This window comes from Subsaximicrobium wynnwilliamsii (assembly GCF_007997225.1).
GTDB classification, from domain to species: Bacteria; Bacteroidota; Bacteroidia; order Flavobacteriales; family Flavobacteriaceae; genus Psychroserpens; species Psychroserpens wynnwilliamsii.
This window is the reverse complement of the sequence record NZ_VORM01000084.1, coordinates 1-1,720: the sequence shown is the minus strand read 5'-3', so window position 1 is coordinate 1,720 and position 1,720 is coordinate 1. Positions and strand designations below refer to the sequence as shown.

The following is a 1,720-nucleotide window of genomic DNA, read 5'->3' as shown; positions in this document are numbered from 1 at the left end:
TGGGGCTTTGACCATATAATCACTAAACAAACCAAACTACGAGCTAGCGCAGATGTTGGCTTTATCTTTATAGCATATAATCTCACAAGAATTTGGAACATAATAAAACAAGACAATACGACGGGCTTTGACATGATTGAGACACTAGAAACCGCCATAAACCTATTTTTAGCCTGTATAGCAACATTTGCCAATCACAATAGAAAAATTAGAATGGCACTCGCAGTTTAAAACAAAATCTGTAATTTGGTTCTACTAACAAAAATCAAGGCAGGTTATTAGACGGACTGACGTTGGGCATAATTTGAACGAAATGAAAAAAATACTGATAATTTTATTAATTGGAATTTCTAATATCGCATTTTCACAAACGATGAAAGAAATTGATTCTGTTTCTTATGTAATGTGTGATTACCTGAAAAATTTGGAAATTAAAAATGATACGCTGAAAATAAATTCTCTATACGAAAAACAACTTTATCCATATTTAGGAAAATTTGAACAATCAAAAACTCAAAAAATTGGACAACAAGTTTATTATAGACTTCAAAGGAATTGTGTGGAATTTCGAAATTTATTAGACAGATTAGAACCACCAAGAGAAGAAGTAATAAGAATAACAGAAAAACCAAAATCTGAAATTTCTAAAAAACAACTCAAGGAATTTAAAAAGCAAAGAGAATTTTATTATTTCGAAGTTGCTGGAGACACAACTAAAGTAATTATGGAAAACGGAAAATGGACAGACTCTTTTTCTAATAAGACATTTTCTAAACTAACCTATAACTGGATTAACGAAACAGAATTTGAATTAGTTTTTATAGAAAGTGACAATGAAACGAGGTCGAATTTTAGCGTTATAGGAGACAAATACATTTATCAGATTTTATCCAAAGAAGATGAATTTTATTTAATGACTGTAAATATTCTAGGACAAAAGACTTTTGAAAAATTTAAAATGTATTACGAATAAAAACTATTCCCAACACCGTATAAAAATAATAGGACAATTGTCGCTTAACTCAATGGTAAAAGCACTTCTACGAGGTCGCCAAATTTTTAAATTTACTGTAGTTTTTATTTATTAATTTGGTAGCAGTAGTCCTTCGGTGCGCTTATTGAATAAAAAGGTAATAAGAAAAATTTAAAAATTCGGCTTGTGTTCAACCGAATGGTAATTGCTTTTTTTCCGCCCTACTATTCTTATACAAATCAGTTTTAGCCAATGCAAAAACTACCGCTAGATACTTACAAAAGGCATTTGGAAATTAAATTTTTCATCATCGACCTGACTTAAAATAAAGTCAGCTAAATCTGCACGACTTACTTTCATACCTGCATTGACACCAACCCAACCAACACGATATGTTCCTGTTTTTGCGTCATTTGTTAATCTTGGTCCTCTAACAATAGTCCAATTTAAACCACTACTTTTCAGAATTTCGTGATGTTTAATAGCATCATTCAGAATTTTAGGAACAACAATTTTCATTATGGTTCTAATTAGTTTGTCAGCAAATTTTGGTTTGTCTTTTTCAGGAAAGGGTAGACCACCGCCTGAAAGAGAAATTATTCTTTTGATATTTTTTTCTTTCCTGTTTTCGACAATTTTAAAAGTCAATATTCATAAGTTATTTATATTCAAATAGTTGTGATTTTTTTTAGTTAAAAATGGGTGTCCCAGAGCGCTATTTTTCTATTTTTAGCGCATGTTTGTTAG

The 1,720-nt window shown here is 30.3% G+C and carries 2 protein-coding genes and 1 pseudogene; 2 read left to right on the top strand and 1 reads right to left on the bottom strand.

What is annotated here, in order from left to right; genetic code table 11:
* Nucleotides 1-231: pseudogene (locus tag ESY88_RS21610) on the top strand (IS1182 family transposase); the annotation flags it as partial.
* 82 nt (nucleotides 232-313) lie between these two features.
* Complete coding sequence (locus tag ESY88_RS20560) at nucleotides 314-973, top strand: hypothetical protein (RefSeq protein WP_147088573.1); 660 nt, start codon at nucleotides 314-316, stop codon at nucleotides 971-973.
* Between the two features lie 267 nt (nucleotides 974-1,240).
* Here the strand turns inward: ESY88_RS20560 and ESY88_RS20555 are convergent, their stop codons facing one another.
* On the bottom strand, nucleotides 1,241-1,621 hold the full coding sequence (locus ESY88_RS20555) for an NAD(P)-dependent oxidoreductase (protein ID WP_223270918.1): 381 nt from the start codon (nucleotides 1,619-1,621) through the stop codon (nucleotides 1,241-1,243).
* Nucleotides 1,622-1,720: the final 99 nt, after the last annotated feature.